Raw genomic sequence first — 15,448 nt, forward strand, 5'->3', positions numbered from 1 at the left:
CACACGACTCCTTCGGCCTTGCTCTAATCTGGTTGGGCACTCGCGTCTAACGTACCTGGGAGGTGGTATGCTGCAAATTAGTCTCGGCACAGTCCTCCACCTCATGGGAATGCCGGACATGGAAATGAATTTTCCCGTTCGTCACGGCTGCTTTGGAGCCCAGATAACTCTCCATCCGATCCATATCATGCGAAACCATCAGGAATGTCATCCGATGGTGTTCATGCATATGGGTAATCAGTTCGAAAAAGCTGGCCTGTGATTCGGCATCAATACCTACTGTGGGTTCGTCCAGAATCAGCAGATCAGGGTGATTAATAAGCGCACGTGCCAAAAATACGCGCTGCTGCTGTCCGCCGGACAGTTGTCCGATCCGTTTGTTCGCCAGATCTTCAATCCGCATCACTTGCAGGGCATCGGTGCACTGCTGCTGACATTTACGGGACATTCGGCGGAACATATTTTTGTTATTGTATAAGCCGGACATCACCACTTCCCTTACCGTCGCAGGGAACAATGGGTTAAATGCGTTCTTTTGCGGTACATAACCAATCCGTTCCCAGTCCTTGAATCGGCGAATCGACTGTCCGAACAGCTTGATATTTCCCTCGGCTGGAGGCAAGAGTCCAACCAACATCCGTAACAGTGTCGTTTTGCCTGCCCCGTTTGAACCGATAATCCCGACAAAATCCCTTTCCTGGACCATAAAATCAAGATTTTCGATTACTCGCTGGTCACCGTAGGAAAAGGATAGTTTCTCGATCTCTATGATTGGATCATGACACAATGGCATGATTTGCTGCATGGCAAAGCCGCCCTTCATTATATATAAGGATTGCAAGGAATCCTTCAGTCTATCTTATTTTAATGCGATCAGCAGATTTTGCAAATTTTTCTCCATTAGGGTGAAATAATCATCCCCGTTGGTAGCCTGTTCTTTGGTTAAACCTTCAACCGGATTAAGGACCATTGTCTCTACACCTGCTTCATTCGCGAGGGTTTTCGCCAGTTTGTCCGATACCAGCTCTTCGAAGAAAATATATTTAATCCCTTCATCTTTCACCAATTTGGACAATTTCACAATATCCTGGCCTGTGGGCTCTGCATCTGGAGAAAGTCCCATAATCGCATGCTGGGTCAACCCGTAATCACGTGCAATGTACCCAAAAGCTTGGTGTGATACCACAATTTCTTTGTTAGGAACCTTGGACAGTTCATCTGTAAAGTGCTGATCCAGCGTTTCCAGCTTGGTCCGCAGTTCTTGATAGCGTTGTTCATATCCTTCTTGATGTGCAGGATCTACTTCAACCAGACTGTTTTTGATATTCTCAGCCATTACCATTGCCGATTTTGGACTTACCCATGTATGGGGGTCCACATGATGATCTGCAATATCCTCTGCGTTAGCTTCATCAACATGTTCGTCACTATGTTCATCTACCTGTTCTTCGCCATGACCGTGTCCATCATCACCTTCAGCTGTCAAAAGGGTAACTCCATCACTTACTGCAACTGACTTTACCTTCGTATCGCTATTCAGTGACTTCAGGAAGTTGGGAACCCATCCCTCAAGACCTGCACCATTGTATAGGAACAACTGGGCTTTGGATGTATTGACAATATCTTGGCTCTTCGGCGTCCAGTCATGTGGTTCAACACCTGTTGGCAGTAAATTAATGACATTCGCATCTTCCCCGCCAATTGTCGCAGTAAACGCATAAACAGGATAGAAGCTCGTGATCACATTCACTTTACCTTCCACCAGCTTGGCACTCTCCGATCTATTTTGGCCGCATGCCGACAATATCAGCAAACTGAGAACAAGCAGACCGCTGAGCAACAGCTTCAGATGGCTTCTTCTACCTGTTGCTAGAGTCCGGTTTACCTTGTCTCTATTTCTTCCATTATAAAATTTCACTAGTATTCACTCCGCATCTCTTAATCGTAAACATTACTGAAAGAATTATAGGTAACCTGCACGAACTTGTCAAGCTGATCTGTCTTATTCATTCTTTCCTTGAGCACGGAGTTCATAACAGTATATGCCTGTTTTCATCGCAACAGAGCCGATTCCATCCAAAATAAAAAGTGACCCGATTATTCATCGAGCCACTTTTATTGTAGCAATACAAACCAAACCCTTGGTTACACGATCCTATTTCACTTGTGCGCCATTAGGCATGTTGTCTGGTACCGTTGCCAGTGTAAGCTGATCGCCGTGGGATGCCGCCAGGATCATGCCCTGGGACAGTTCACCGCGCAATTTCACCGGTTTGAGGTTGGTCACACAGATGACTTTGCGTCCAACCATATCTTCAGGTGAATAAAACTTCGCAATTCCCGATACCACCTGACGCTGCTCATAGCCCAGATCCAGCTGCAACTTGAGCAATTTATCGGCTTTCTTGACTGGTTCACAGGCAATAACTTGAGCGACACGCAGCTCCACTTTGGCGAAATCGTCAATGCCGATTTCTTCTTTCCCTTCTGGTGCAGTGACCGGTTGAACGGCTTCCGAAGAGTCTCCAGCATCAGCTTGAGTTGTCTCAGACTGCGCTTCTGCTTTTTTGCCTCCAGTCATCGCTTCTGCAATATAAGCAATCTCCTGTTCGGAGTCCAGGCGCGGGAAGATCGGATCACCTTTCTGCAAGGCGTTGCCTGCCGGAATAACGCCCCATTGCTTCGCTGAATCCCAGGCCGTCAGTTCACCTTCCTGAATACCGAGCTGTTCCCAGATTTTGCGCGGAGCACGTGTCAGGAACGGTTGCAACAGGATGGAAGCAATGCGCAGGCTTTCAATTAGATGTGACATCACGGACGCCAGTTCGTTCCGTTTTGCTTCATCACGAGCCAGAGCCCATGGCTGTGTCTCATCAATGTATTTGTTGCTGCGGCTGACAAACTGACTGATCGCTGTCAACGCTACAGAGAATTGCAGATTTTCCATGGCTTGTTCCACTTTCTCCACAGCAGCATGACCCGCTTCTTCAAGCGATGCATCAAACTCCGTCACACCGGAAGTAAACGCAGGAGCCTTGCCTTCGAAATATTTGTCCACCATCGCAACTGTACGGTTCAACAGGTTTCCAAGGTCATTCGCAAGGTCCGAGTTCACACGTTCCACAAAGCTTTCCGGAGTAAACGTACCATCTGAACCAAATGGAACTTCACGAAGCAGGTAATAACGAAGTGCATCCAGACCATAACGGTCAATCAAGGTTACCGGGTCAACGACATTGCCTTTGGATTTGGACATTTTGCCGTCTTTCATCAACAACCAACCGTGGGCAAATACTTTTTTCGGTAGCGGCAGGTCCAGTGCCATCAGCATGATTGGCCAGTAGATTGTATGGAAACGAACAATCTCCTTACCTACCAAATGTACGTCCGCAGGCCAGAACTTGTCATACAGGGATGCATCGGATGAACCGTAGCCCAGAGCTGTAATATAGTTGGACAACGCATCGATCCATACGTATACAACGTGTTTCGGATCGCCTTTAACTTTGACACCCCATTCGAATGTCGTCCGCGATACGGCCAAGTCTTCCAGACCCGGCTTAATAAAGTTGTTGATCATCTCGTTCTTGCGTGACTCCGGCTGAATAAAACCTGGATTCTCTTCATAATATTTCAGCAAACGATCGGCATACTTGCTCATCCGGAAGAAGTAGGATTCTTCTTTTACCAGTTCAACGGGATGTCCACTATCCGGGCTTTTGGCCGAGATAATCTCGCCTTTTTCATTCTTCTCCACATCCACCAGTTGGGTTTCCGTGTAATACGTCTCATCCGGGATACTATACCAGCCTTCGTACTCACCCTTGTAGATATCCCCTTGTTTCAGCAAACGGTCAAAGATATCCTGAACCACCGTTTTGTGCCGCTCCTCCGTAGTACGAATGAAATCATCATTGGAAATGTCCAGCTTGTTCCACAGTTCCTTGATGCCCACAACGATGTCGTCTACAAAAGCTTGCGGTGACTGCCCTTTCTCCTGTGCCTTGCGCTCAATCTTCTGGCCATGCTCATCGGTTCCAGTCAAATAACGAACCGCGTAGCCGCGCAAACGTTTGTAACGAACCATGGCATCACCCGCCACAGTTGTGTACGCGTGCCCAATATGCAGTTTGTCACTCGGATAATAGATTGGTGTTGTTAGATAAAAAGTTTTTTGATCAGCCATTAATGACTTCTCCTCCTTCGGATGTTCCTGCTTTTGAAATACTGTTTTGTCTAAAAAAGAACACAAAAAACTCCCGCCCCTGTATGGGACGAGAGTTGCTCTCACGTGTTACCACCCAAATTCCCCGTGCTTTTCACAAACCACAGGCTCTGCCGGTCCTTCGACCGCCCATTAACGCTGGATCACGCCTCAGCCTTACGACAACCGTCCTTATCAACGTCTGCACGCTCGAAAGAGGTTCCTCCGGGACCATATTCCATCCTCCTCCCAGACCGGTTCTCAGCTCATCCGGCTCTCTGCACTGGGGGTGTGTCTGTACTTATCCCTTCACTGGAAATCATATAGAAGTTGTTCAAAAAGTCCAATTTTGATTACGATTGATACCTAGGGCATCATCAGCATCGAATATGAAATTCAGCCGAAATGTCCGTTGCTCACGTAGTTTCCCTACGCTCGGCTACTCCATTTCTAGCTTCATCCCATCTTCTTGGTACTGAAAACCAAACTTTTTGAACAGCTATACATACCAAAAATATACTGAAATACTGCCTTCTTTGTCAAGTGGACAGCACTCTTAAATCAACTCTGCAAAAACGAGCGTTGGACCGTTAATCCGATACCATCACAGACTTTTCAGCCTTCGGTGGCACCAGATCCACCCCGCCTGGATGAAACGGATGGCATTTCGCAATGCGCTTTGCCGCAAGCAGCGATCCCTTGAACGCACCGTGCACCTCAATTGCTTCCATCGCGTAAGCCGAGCAAGTGGGATAGAATCGACACGTCGGCGGCTTCAATGGAGAGATATAGCTGCGATACACCCGAATGGGGGCCTGAACGAGTCTGCGGGATAATTTCATTGTCAGTGCTTCCCGTGAGTGTGCTGATGTCCAGACGACACTTTGGCAGGCACATGTTCGGCACAGTCCTTACAATACCCGAAAACTTCAAATTTATGATCGACGACTTGAAATTGCTCAGGTGCATCTGCAAGCTGCATCGGGCAAAAAATGATCGGATATGTCTTCTGGCATTTCAGACAAATCATATGGTGGTGATGGTGATCCTCGCTGCAATGTGCTCTGAACTTCACACCATCTTCAAAGATAACCTGCTCCAGTACACCCAATTCCTGCATGACACGCAAATTCCGGTACACCGTGTCAAAGCTCAGGCCGCTGTATGTCTTACCCATATATTCATAGACGTCCTTGGGTGTCAGATACCCCTGGGATTCGGCAAATAACCGGGCCAGTGTCTTCCGCTGATCCGTAATGCGGAGCCCCTGCGAGGACATAGTCGTAATAATCTGTTCTGTTGACAGCATGACCAAAAGCACCTCCTGTCATACGAGCATTCTGCATAAGTCCAAAGAGCGAATTCAATCCAGCCATCCTAGGTCGGAATGGTTCTATTCGTCTAGGAATTGTACCCCTTAGCGTGCGGAGCCAAATTATGCAAAATGCTGATACTTATGCTTAATTTATATACTACTAATAATGCCTTAAATGAAGTTCATAGTCAACGAAAGCGCCTGGATACCGCTAATAACAGGCTGAACTAAAAAAGAACTGCCCCCGGTCATTTGCATGACGTGGGAACAGCTCCATCTTTTGACGGTTCAGATGCTTCATCCTTCGGACGACTTTTGGGGTGACAGGATAATATTATATAACTTCACACCAAACCGTCCGTGCCTATGGAAAAGGTTGATTACTTCTCAGCCGGAAGCGGTGTAAACAGCAGGTTAACCGGCAGATTGCTTCCCGGTGCTGCGGAGAACAGAATGGTTACACTTTGACCATAAGAACCAGTACGATAGAGTACACTTTGTTCATTTGGTGCGCTCACAGATTTGCCGTTCGAAATCTGAACAAGTTCTCCATTAACGAGTGCTACACCCGAATATTTACCACCACGCGGGTTGAAGGAGATCAATGTGCGCGGAGCTACATTGTTCAGTGTAATTTTGTACAGTACACCGAAGTTACCCGCGTTGGAAGCATCTGTGTACGCCATTGGATCTGTTCCGACCAGATTCGGGTCACTTGCATTATCCCCAAGCGGCAAACGTGAAGGCTTCGAACCTACTTCCTGGTCATACGTAATGATACGTGTTGCATTCGGGTATGTTCCCCGGTTATGCACTCCGTCACGATCCAGAACAGGCAGTGTGGACCATACAGCCATCGGATCTTTATTTTCTTCAATCATGATAACGTTGTAATCCAGTCCATAGTCGCTGAATGCATCTGAGTACAAAGAGATGACTTGACCCTGTTTCATTGGAAGATCACTCAATTCGGTCAGAATTAGCTTGCTCTCTCCAGGCTGAATGTACACTTTCTTTTGTCCTGTACCACTCTGTATGGATTTGAACCAGCGATCAATGGACAGCTTCCCAGCCGCAGTTGCTATTGGTGACGGACCTGCGAAACCCATATTTTGCTGTTCGAACACTGCCGTATATGCGTTGTTATTTGTTGCAACAACATACATCTTCACACTTTTACCTGTATTGTTCACGTGGTGAATCATAAAACGGGTCTGTCCGATGGATGACTCTTTGTACACAATCCCTTCCGTATTAACGGTTTCTGGGCTGTTACTACGAATCAGCAAACTTGGCTCGTCGTAATACGTGTACGGAACTTTCTCCATGGCAGGAACATCATTGCCGTTGAATATAAACTTCTCACCTACCGGTGTAAACAACTGATTAAAGTCAGACATGGTGTACAGCGTTTCACCTGTAATGTTAACCGTCTTGGTATAGCTGTTGCTCGCACCATGTTTGTCCGTAACAGTCAGCGTTACGGTCTTAGGGCCCGGAACAAAGAATGCCAGAGCATTGTTTTCCCATACGGTTTTATCATTATCAATGGCATTTTCATCATCGGTGCTTTGATCAATATAGATGATCTTTTCACCCATCTTGTACTCTTCCTTGTCAGTTGTAAACATCGCTACCGGAGGAAGATTTGGCTTCTGAACCTGAATCGTTACAGCGTACGGATCACTCCACTGCCCACTCGAATCCTGGACAGCATACGTTACCGTATATGTACCTGGTTGGTCATATGAATCCTGACGGCCAGTCCAGCGTTCGTCTACAATTTCCAGTCCTTTGGGAGAGCTGGATTTGGTGCTGTATGTTACCGTATCTCCTGCAAAAATCTCTTTTTGTACCGTGAAGCTGGCTACCGGTTTGGTATTCAGATTCAGGACAATAGTCTTGGCAGACTGATTAACTTTATAAGTAATGTTGAGTGCCTGAGTAATCGAAGTCAGGGGCACCATGAACGTATTTTTTTGTTGATAGGCAGGGCCTTTCATCGTTCTGGATTCACCGTTAACGGTATAAATGGTACTGTTCGTTTTGAAGCGAAGCTCATCTTCGCCACTAATAATTATGGTTTCCTTGGTTGTATTGTCATATTTAACATTATAACCAACCCGGTCCACCAGTGCGCGGATCGCTACATAGGATACGCCATTTTTAACTGCCATTGGCTGTCCGGCAAGATATGTTTTACCGTCCTGCATCATTTTATTGCTGTTCATGTACAGTGTCAGATCTCCGCCTTTACTTCCGGCAACAGATTGACCGCTTGTAGATGGATGCTCAACCTCAACTGGAGTCGTAGGTACTGTTGTTTCTTCTTCCGCACCTTCTTCATCAGCAGGGTCTGTAACCGGCTCAACCGGAGTAACATCCGTACTTGTTGGTTCAGTTGTCACCGGATTTGCGCCTTCTTTTGTGCCTTCTACAGTTCCATTATCCGTTTGAGTTGTACCAGATCCGGACTTCACTTCTGATTCGGCAATCGTTTGTTCTTTCTTCACAACCTCTACGGATTTAACGGTGGCTGTATTTGCTGTTGTTGTATCACTTTGATCGGCTGCCAGTGCATTCGCGGGAATCGCTGCAAACGCTTGAAACACAGCTAAAGCGGTAAGTATAGATAATTTCTTCTTCAAATTCATTCTTTGTCTTTGGCTCCTTCTGCTCCCATTTTATAAATATCCCCCTCAAAAAGTCATACTATTAGACGCTTGTAACCGGGAAAAGTTGCTAAAATATTTAATTAAGAAATGTAAACTTTTAATAGACGGAAAATATTATGGAAATAGTTATCTATTACACTTTCGATTTGGAGTGAAAAATCTGTATTAAAACCTGCCGCAGATTCCAACAAAAAAAATCTCTCCATGACATGGTAGAATAGCACCACGTCACAGAGAGATTTAAGAGATTTCGAACGTGCTAACACAAACTGACGGGCAGACTTCCGGTTGACTGCAATTCACCTGTTAACACGAGGGACAATGTACGAACCACTGCAGGCGTGTTCTCGTATGTGCACACATAACATCCCGGTTTTGGAATCTCCAATAGATCATACGGATTACGCAGAGCAACCACAATCAGGGAATACTTCTCACTAAGTTTTTCAACCAAATGCTGTTGTCCTTTCGGAAGATGTCCAGCGGAAGTATACGTACATACGATGATTTGATCTCCCTCCGACACATCCTTCAATATCCGATCCGCTTCATCATAAGTTGGCTGGGTGGTTATTTTGTACTCCCGAACTCTGCCTCTCCGCTGCGATAGTGCCACGCCAAGCGAATCCGTATGTGACCATGGTTCATCGACTTCGGTCCGTTGCACGACTTCCGGCCAGATCACATACACGTCCTGTTCTGGGTTCAGCGGAAGCAACCCTTCATCATGAACCACTGTAATGCTATTGGAGGCGATCTCATTCAGTGTGGATTCGATGGAGGCCAGCGATCTTGGTGATTCATCCTTTTCTTGTGATGTAAAAAAAAGCTCACCCACATCAGTTCTATCTGGTACAGCACCTACTGCATCATCCGCTTCTAGGGAAACGAGATAGTTCCCCCACTGACCACAACGTGCTGCCTTCCATGCAATGATACGTTCCAGTGCCCGGTTAACGGTTGCTTCTGCAATACGCCCAGACTGAACAGCTTCAACAACTGCTTCCACGGCGGAGATCTGATCTTGCAGAGTATGACTGACCAGAACCAGATCAGCTCCTGCCTCCACAGCACGAATGGCAGCCTCGGCTACACCATAGGGCTTGGATATCGCATGCATTTCCAGACAGTCTGTAATAATAATACCGTCAAATCCCATTTCTTCGCGCAACAGGCCTGTCAGCACTTTACGTGACAATGTCGCCGGAATCGGCTCCGGTTCAATGGTTGGAAAGATTACGTGGGCTGTCATGATGGCATCCACTCCAGCCTCAATAGCCCGACGGAATGGCAGCAATTCAATCTGCTCCAGCCTGTCCCGATCATGAGGTACAGTCACCATGCCGAGATGAGAATCCACTGCTGTATCCCCATGTCCTGGAAAATGTTTGGCTGTTGCAGCAATGCCTTGGGATTGGTACCCTTTGATAGCTGCTGCCCCATGGACAGCTACACTTTCGGCATTCTCGCCATAGGAACGCACGCCGATGACCGGATTAAGAACATTGTTATTCACGTCCACGACAGGAGCGAGGTTCATGTCGATACCGATGCTTTTCAATTCCCGACCTAAAATTTGGGCACATTCAAGGGTATAGTCGGGCTTCCCTGCTGCTCCAAGCGCCATATTGCCAGGTACCTGGGTCACTCCCTCTTTGTCAATCCGGGCCACCATACCGCCCTCCTGATCCACAGAGATCATCAGGGGCAATTCTCCGGCATCCGCCGCAATCGCTTGCAAGTCGGCAGACAGACGGGTTAACTGGCCCACGCTTTCCACATTTCTCCGGAAATAAATGACGCCTCCCACATGATAATCACGGATCAACTTATTGATCTGTTCATCCGCGTGCTGTCCATGAAATCCACACATAAACATCTGACCTACCCGTTGTTCCAACGAAAGACGATCGATAGATTTCATACGCATGCTTCACTCCCCCATTAAGAACCTGCTCTTTGGTTTGACCTGAATTCCGATGGTTTCATATGAAAATGTTTATGGAATACTTTGGAGAAATATCGCCGCTCCTTGAATCCCGTTGCTTCTCCAATGGCTGTTATGCTCCACTCCGTTGTGCTTAACAATAAAGCTGCGCTCTCCATCCGTTTCTGGGTCATATATTCAACAAACGTAACACCCATATGATTTTTGAACAGCTGGCAAAAGTAACCCGGACTGATTCCCAGCCAATCGGCAACTTCATCAATACCCAAATCACATTCCAGTCTGGCGTTCATATACTCGCACGCTGACGTCATTAGCTCCGATACAGAAGGACGTGGCACGCTTTTCTTGTCATAACAAACATGAGCAAGCGCCTCAGCCAGTTCGATTAATTCTTTGATGGAGGTCGCTGAATGCAATGCGCTCCAGAAATGAATTTCGTCTTGTTCAGCCATCACATGTACTTCGCGCAATTCACGCAGCATATGTACAAGCAAGAAACGCAGACTATTTTCAGCGACACCATCCAGCGCACTCTTATGTTCACTCATCCGATGTTTGAGCGTGGTTAACAACTCAATCAAGCCCTGCTTATTTCCCTGCCTGATCCAGCGAGTGATGAAGTCCAGATCTTCTTTTGCAACCCACATCATTGCCCTTCCGGATGGTTCCTTCGATATCTCTAAGGAAGGTTCAGAAATTTCCTGCTTTAACTTCACACTGCACGGGTCCGAGTCACTCATGATCAGCAGTCTCTGACAGTGGCGGTACCGCTCAGCAATCTGGTCATCCAGCTTCACAGGCATAACATCCTGAATGACCCGTGTCTTCATGCCCGAATCGGGCTCAAATGTCGCATCCAACTCCAATGTGATCTGCCGAGCCAACGCATCCGCCCGCAGTCTCCATTCATCAGTTGCCTCCACCAACATGCACCATTCTCCCTTACGGGCCGAAATTAGCAAGGTACCATTACTGATTCTGTCAGTAAGCTCCCTAAGCCTGGAACGGATCATCCCATGCCAGCTTTGATGACGGGATACGGACCATCCAATGGAATGCTTGAAATAACCCGATACATCAATGAGCAGCAAGATATATCTTAAGGAAGATAACTGGGGTTGAGGGACAGACGTTGGGTAAGGAAACAACGCCGAATCCTCTTCTCTTCGCATCAGGTCAATGATATGTTTGTATCTGACCCAGGCTTCCATCTCCGATTTGCGGTGGGTTTCCGCCTCCAACTCGATCCGCTTCTTCTGAATCTGCCCGGCAAGCTCACGCAATTTATGTTCCAGATCCAGGTAATCGATTGGCTTGCATATGTATTCATGGACATTGTAACGAATAGCTGTACGGGCATACTCAAACTGCTGATATCCAGTCAGCAAAATAATTTCGCATGTTTCACCCTGTTCCCGCAACGTTTGAATTAACTCCAAACCATCCATGGATGGCATACGAATGTCACACAACATAATATCGGGATGATATTCTGCAACTTTATCGAGCGCTTCAGCACCGCTTCTGGCCGTGCCCACAACTTCAATGCCCATCTCTTCCCAAGGCAAAATAAAACTCAGGTTTTCCAAAATCGGCAGCTCATCGTCAACCAGCAACGCGGTTAGATTCATTCATCTTCCCCCTGCTCATATTGTGGAATAATACATTGAATGATCGTGCCATTCCCCGGAGATGAACAGATAAACACCCCATATCCGGTTCCATATTGAATCCGTATCCGATCTGCTACACTTCTTAATCCCAGCCCTCTGCGCTCTGCCATAGTAGATATCGGACGCATTCCCTCTGCCATGATGTATTCAGGCGGGTCTTCTGCCATGTATTCGAATCGTGCCAACATTTCCTGAGGGATTCCAATACCATTATCTTCAACTCGCAGCACCAGATTATGTTGTACCACAAACGCGCTGATTCGAAGTACACCCTGATAATCAATCCCCTCAAACCCGTGCTGGATACTATTCTCTACAAGAGGCTGGAGGGTAAGCTTGAGCATGGACGATGTGTACAGATGAGTTGGAATGTCTAGCTCATACCGAAACAGATCACTGAATCTGTAATGTTGAATCTCCAGATAACTCTGCAAGTGCCTAAGCTCCTCACCGAGCGATATTTCCTCCTGATCCTGAATACTGATGCGCAGCATATTACCAAGCCGTGTCACCATCTCACTTACTTTACGCCCTTCTCCCCTCAATGCTAGTCCGTTAATGGATTCCAGTGTATTGAACAGAAAATGAGGTTTGATCTGGGCTTGAAGCACTCGCAGTTCAGCCTTGGCCTTCTGTTGCTGCTCCGCACGCACACGCCGGAACAGACCGCCGATTCGATCCAGTAATTCATTGAAGCCTTGGGCAAGCAGCTGCATCTCGTCAAAACCTTTTCCTTCAACCCGGGCATTAAAGTCCCCATCATCCACCCGCCTCATGAATCGTACAAGCACAGCAATGTTGCCCGTAATTCGGTTCATGAAGAACACATTGAAGACCATTGCAGCAAGCAGACACAGCAGAATGATAATGATGGACCAGCCTGCAAATACATTCGTCTCTGCGGATAACGCTTCCCATGAAGTGACGCTGACCAGACTCCAGTTATAGTTTTTTAGATGATATTGTGAAATGATGCTTTCACTGCCGTCAAACACGGCTCTGTTGCTGCTAAACCCCGTCCCGTAACTTCCAGAACGCACACCCAGGTTCTCCATCTTCTCTCCGCTGTAGCGACCGGAAGGATCGTATACGATCAGACCTTCCTCATTAATCAGCAGGAACGAAGTATCCTGTGCAGGATCACTTATTTTCAAATGGCGGAAGATGCGATCCATCTCCCCTTTTTTGATCTGAACGACCAAAACTCCGATATTCTGAAAATAACTAAGTTCTTTGACCAACCGGATTTGGGTAAACACAGGCTCCACGCCGGTCAGTTCGGGGTATTCCAAAGGGGCCAGCCACTTGGGTACACCGTTGAGTTCCTGAATTTCTTTGAATAATGGATGCACCTTGAATTGTTGAAAAGGGAGAGCCTGAAAATTTTCTTTGGTAAAAATAGAGACAATCTGATTGTCCTCGGATGAACGCGAACGTAAATCATATAAAAAGGCATAACTGATGAATGGATAATTGTATAACAGGGAACGGAAATTACGCTGGCTGGCATTCAGGGACAATTGGTTACCGGTTCCAAGATCCTGTTTGGTTGGATCTTTGGCGTTTAATGCCATCTGGAAAACCGATGTGGCAATCCCGTTGTCCGTAACATTGTTGATCTGCTGAAAAACATTCTCGATATTGTAGCTAATCGCCTGGAGTGCATATTCAGACTGCTGATTGTATTTTTTCTCAATCGTATGTGATGTGACCAAAAACATGCCGATTCCAAGCGCGCACATCGGTACAATGATGAGCAACAGAAATGCCATGGCCAGCTTCATCCGCAAGTTCATTTCTCGTTCTCCCTATAAAGCAAATCGTTAATTATCCTTTGACACTGCCCGCCGTTACACCTTCAATAATTTTCTCCTGAAGCACAGCGTAAATCACAATAACCGGTACAACACTGTATACAATTCCTGCTGACATTTGCGCATAATTCATCTGATACTGATCACGAAACTGGACCATGCCGACAGGCAGGGTACGCAGTTTATCGGTGGATAAGAAATAGTTGGCGAGTAAAAATTCGTTCCAGTTGCCGAGGAAATTCACGATAAACACCGTTACTATGGCCGGAACTGTAAGGGGTATCACTATTCTAGCAAAGATACCCGGAGCCCTCAACCCATCCATTACTGCGGCTTCCTCAATTTCTCCAGGAAGTGATCGCATAAAGGCTGCCAGAATAATAATCGTGAACGGAATCGCATTCGCAACATAAGGAATAATCAGCGCCAGATGTGTATCCAAGATGCCCAGCTTGCGTACCAGCAAATATATGGGCAGCATAAGTGCATTGTTTGGAATCAGCATGCCCGCGAGAATGAGACTGTATAGAACCATACTCCATTTGCGGTGTCTCATCCGGGTGATGGCAAAAGCAAACATCGCTCCCAGCACAATGGTTCCGGCAGAGGACAAGACTGATATGTACATACTGTTCCAGAAATACGTTCCGATCTTGGCGTTCACCCAGGCCTCCACGTAATTGTTAAACACCCAGGTTGAAGGCAGACCGAACGGATTCAGTGCAATCTCGTTGTTATCCTGTTTGAATGATGAGAAGATTACGAATAAAAAGGGAAACAGAATTGCAATCAAATAAAGCATTAACAACACATGAGGTATACTGCCTTTTATGCTTTTTGCCATCAATATTCCACCCTTTCGTTGCGTCTCGCCACCAGCAACTGATACACCGCGGTGAGCACAAGCGTCAGAGCAAAGATCAGAACCGCAATCGTGTTTCCATAACCGTATTTAAAATTGGTAATCGCATATTTGATCATATACGTGGCAAGCACTTCGGTAGATCCTGCGGGCCCGCCTTTGGTCATAACCAGCACAATATCCGCTGCTTTCATCGCTCCTGCAATGGACAACATGACCACAACGGAAATGATCGGTTTGATTAATGGCAACGTAATTTTAAACGCTCGCTGTACCGCAGTGGCTCCATCAATAGCCGCCGCTTCATCCAGATCCTTGGGAATAGCCAGAATGGCCGCCAAAACCATGACAATATAGAATCCCGTCCACTGCCAAGCGTTAGTTACGAGAATGGATATCATTGCGAACCGGTTATCGGACAACCAATAGACCGGGGAAATACCGACGACTTCAAGCAGCTGATTCAACAGGCCAATGTTGGGCTCGTAGATGAATCCCCACAGAATACCGATGACTGCTGTTGACATAATGGACGGTAAAAAGACAGCCGTCTTGTACAATCCCTTCAGTTTCTTAACGTTCGCAATAAGCAGTGAAAAAAGCACAATAATAGGTACCTGAATCAACACGGAAAATGCGATAAAGAAACCATTATTGCGAGTGGAAATCCAAAACCGTTCGTCTGTCAGTGCCTTTGCGTAATTCGAAAGCCCCACAAAACGCGGCTCTGCGGATACCCCGTTCCAACTGGTCAGACTATAATAAAGTGAACTGCCGATAGGATACAGGAAAAACATAATAAACAGGATCAAGGCCGGCAACACAAACAACGTATAGATCAGAGGGCTGCGGAGTGAAGTATTCATGATCTACCTCCTTCAGTGACTTCAACTTCTTAAGCTCATATATAGAGCAGATCCTCAGCAGTGCAATTCTTTCATTAAACCAAGAGCC

The 15,448-nt window shown here is 46.6% G+C and carries 11 protein-coding genes; all 11 read right to left on the minus strand.

The annotated features are described in order from the left end of the window. Window positions 1-46: 46 nt before the first annotated feature. The 11 genes from JNUCC31_RS03465 to JNUCC31_RS03515 all read right to left on the minus strand — a co-directional run bounded on the left by JNUCC31_RS03465 (window position 47) and on the right by JNUCC31_RS03515 (window position 15,360). Window positions 47-823 carry a metal ABC transporter ATP-binding protein gene (locus JNUCC31_RS03465; RefSeq protein WP_228469477.1) on the minus strand — a complete coding sequence of 259 codons (777 nt, stop codon included), beginning with the start codon at window positions 821-823 and terminating at the stop codon, window positions 47-49. 36 nt (window positions 824-859) lie between these two features. Further along, window positions 860-1,849: a metal ABC transporter solute-binding protein, Zn/Mn family gene (locus tag JNUCC31_RS03470; protein ID WP_228469685.1), complete on the minus strand. Its 990-nt coding sequence runs from the start codon at window positions 1,847-1,849 to the stop codon at window positions 860-862. Between the two features lie 306 nt (window positions 1,850-2,155). Beyond that, the gene (metG, locus tag JNUCC31_RS03475; RefSeq protein ID WP_192268570.1) at window positions 2,156-4,186 is read right to left on the minus strand and encodes a methionine--tRNA ligase; all 2,031 of its coding nucleotides are present in this window, start codon (window positions 4,184-4,186) and stop codon (window positions 2,156-2,158) included. 608 nt (window positions 4,187-4,794) lie between these two features. Next, entirely contained in the window at window positions 4,795-5,046 is a 252-nt protein-coding gene (gene yidD, locus JNUCC31_RS03480; protein WP_024631022.1) for a membrane protein insertion efficiency factor YidD, read from the minus strand. A 2-nt stretch (window positions 5,047-5,048) separates the two neighbouring features. Beyond that, window positions 5,049-5,513: a Fur family transcriptional regulator gene (locus JNUCC31_RS03485; RefSeq protein WP_192268572.1), complete on the minus strand. Its 465-nt coding sequence runs from the start codon at window positions 5,511-5,513 to the stop codon at window positions 5,049-5,051. A gap of 386 nt (window positions 5,514-5,899) precedes the next feature. Continuing rightward, a complete protein-coding gene (locus JNUCC31_RS03490; RefSeq protein WP_192268574.1) occupies window positions 5,900-8,173 on the minus strand; it encodes a stalk domain-containing protein in 2,274 nt (757 codons plus the stop codon). 280 nt (window positions 8,174-8,453) lie between these two features. Beyond that, window positions 8,454-10,118: a beta-N-acetylhexosaminidase gene (gene nagZ / locus JNUCC31_RS03495; protein ID WP_192272705.1), complete on the minus strand. Its 1,665-nt coding sequence runs from the start codon at window positions 10,116-10,118 to the stop codon at window positions 8,454-8,456. A 20-nt stretch (window positions 10,119-10,138) separates the two neighbouring features. Then, window positions 10,139-11,776 carry a response regulator transcription factor gene (locus JNUCC31_RS03500; protein ID WP_192268576.1) on the minus strand — a complete coding sequence of 546 codons (1,638 nt, stop codon included), beginning with the start codon at window positions 11,774-11,776 and terminating at the stop codon, window positions 10,139-10,141. Then, the gene (locus JNUCC31_RS03505) at window positions 11,773-13,614 is read right to left on the minus strand and encodes a cache domain-containing sensor histidine kinase (RefSeq protein WP_192268578.1); all 1,842 of its coding nucleotides are present in this window, start codon (window positions 13,612-13,614) and stop codon (window positions 11,773-11,775) included. Before JNUCC31_RS03505 ends, JNUCC31_RS03500 begins: the two co-directional genes overlap by 4 nt. Before the next feature lie 31 nt (window positions 13,615-13,645). Then, a complete protein-coding gene (locus tag JNUCC31_RS03510; RefSeq protein ID WP_192268580.1) occupies window positions 13,646-14,476 on the minus strand; it encodes a carbohydrate ABC transporter permease in 831 nt (276 codons plus the stop codon). Then, window positions 14,476-15,360 (minus strand): carbohydrate ABC transporter permease, encoded by an 885-nt coding sequence (locus tag JNUCC31_RS03515; RefSeq protein ID WP_192268582.1) that lies wholly within the window; start codon window positions 15,358-15,360, stop codon window positions 14,476-14,478. The genes JNUCC31_RS03510 and JNUCC31_RS03515 overlap by 1 nt, the downstream gene beginning before the upstream one ends. Between the last annotated feature and the right edge of the window lie 88 nt (window positions 15,361-15,448).

This window comes from Paenibacillus sp. JNUCC-31 (assembly GCF_014844075.1).
In the GTDB taxonomy this organism is placed as follows: Bacteria; Bacillota; Bacilli; order Paenibacillales; family Paenibacillaceae; genus Paenibacillus.

Excerpts from the sequence above, each read along its gene's own strand:
- JNUCC31_RS03485 (WP_192268572.1), bottom strand. The coding sequence starts at position 5,513 with ATGCTGTCAACAGAACAGATTATTACGACTATGTCCTCGCAGGGGCTC.
- JNUCC31_RS03500 (WP_192268576.1), bottom strand. The coding sequence starts at position 11,776 with ATGAATCTAACCGCGTTGCTGGTTGACGATGAGCTGCCGATTTTGGAA.
- JNUCC31_RS03505 (WP_192268578.1), bottom strand. The coding sequence starts at position 13,614 with ATGAACTTGCGGATGAAGCTGGCCATGGCATTTCTGTTGCTCATCATT.
- yidD (WP_024631022.1), bottom strand. The coding sequence starts at position 5,046 with ATGAAATTATCCCGCAGACTCGTTCAGGCCCCCATTCGGGTGTATCGC.
- JNUCC31_RS03465 (WP_228469477.1), bottom strand. The coding sequence starts at position 823 with ATGAAGGGCGGCTTTGCCATGCAGCAAATCATGCCATTGTGTCATGAT.
- JNUCC31_RS03515 (WP_192268582.1), bottom strand. The coding sequence starts at position 15,360 with ATGAATACTTCACTCCGCAGCCCTCTGATCTATACGTTGTTTGTGTTG.
- nagZ (WP_192272705.1), bottom strand. The coding sequence starts at position 10,118 with ATGAAATCTATCGATCGTCTTTCGTTGGAACAACGGGTAGGTCAGATG.
- JNUCC31_RS03510 (WP_192268580.1), bottom strand. The coding sequence starts at position 14,476 with ATGGCAAAAAGCATAAAAGGCAGTATACCTCATGTGTTGTTAATGCTT.
- JNUCC31_RS03490 (WP_192268574.1), bottom strand. The coding sequence starts at position 8,173 with ATGAATTTGAAGAAGAAATTATCTATACTTACCGCTTTAGCTGTGTTT.
- metG (WP_192268570.1), bottom strand. The coding sequence starts at position 4,186 with ATGGCTGATCAAAAAACTTTTTATCTAACAACACCAATCTATTATCCG.